A 1,186-nucleotide genomic window follows, 5' to 3' on the forward strand; every position below is an offset into this window, starting at 1 on the left:
AAGCAGCATCGACCACCCAGCCTCCCGACGACGACCACGCCACCCCAACCTCCGACACCGGCGCACCACCGGGCGGCGATCCACGCGCCAAGCCGGGAGGCACCGCGGCGGGCCGCGACGACGCGTGCCGCGAGCACGCATGGAACTCGGGGCCACCGCGTGCGGTGCCGGACGCGCCGACGGGGTGGAGCGCGCGCATTTTGAAGGTCGTGCCGGTGGCTGCCGGCGCTGACTTCGACGGCAGCGCGCCGACGAACCGGATTCCGGCCGAGCGGGGGAGTGGGCACGTCGCGCGCGAAGGTGCACGCATGGCGTCGGCCGAAGCTGCGAGTGCGCTAGCCGCCCGTGCCTCCACCGGGCAGGCGAGTGCGCGCATGGAGCCTGCCCAAGCCGCGAGCGCGCTGTCCGGCTGGTCCTCTGCCGAGCATGGGAGCGTCCTGATCGTGCGTGGCGGCGCGCGCAATTTGCCTGCTCAAGCGATGAGCGGGGCGGCGGGCTGGTATTTGGCTGAGCACGCGAAAGTCCCACAGCCTGCCGTTCTTGCTGGCGCGCTGATTGACCGGAGCCTTGTCAACCAAATGCTTGACCTGGTCGCGCGCGATGGCTCACTCATGGTGGCGAGCGAGCTGGCCGAGCGGTCTTTGATCTGGCCAGCGAACGTTTACTGGCCTGCCGAAGCGCCCGGCTGGCCGATGGCCGAGCGAGCCACAGACTTTGGCGCGCGAGTCGCAGGAGCGGACATGTCAGCAGCTTGGCCCCGGGCCGAGCGGGCAAGGACTCTCGCGGCCGAGCGAGCTGGCGTGCCGTATGCCCGCAGCGCCGCGGAGCGTGCGCATCTCCTTGCCGCCACTCCCATGGGTCGCTGGTACCCGGCGCCGATTGTGCGTCGCTATGTCGTGGCGATGGCGCGGAGCGCTGCGGGGCGGCAGACGTGCTCGCCGCATGCGGCTATGGCTACTAGTCCGGCGTTGGCTGGGGCGTCGGTCGGTGGGGTGGTCGTGGATGTTGAGGGCAAGGTTGCGCGTCCCGGCATCCAGATGCTGCCGGTTGGGGCGCGGGTCTATGAGGCGTTGGCTGCGGCTGGGGGTGCGTTGCCGGGGGTGGATGTCACCGCGCTGGATTTGGCGCGGCCGGTTGCTGATGGGGAGCAGTTGCGGGTTGGGATTGCGGGGGCGCCGGGTCCGGT

1 protein-coding gene is annotated in these 1,186 nt (G+C 71.0%); it reads left to right on the top strand.

The window, feature by feature from the left end:
- Nucleotides 1–1,186 (top strand): SLBB domain-containing protein (locus GWK61_RS58150; protein ID WP_228564576.1); only part of this gene is annotated, 1,186 nt, incomplete at both ends.

Source organism: Catenulispora rubra (assembly GCF_015356825.1).
Taxonomy (GTDB): Bacteria; Actinomycetota; Actinomycetes; order Streptomycetales; family Catenulisporaceae; genus Catenulispora; species Catenulispora rubra.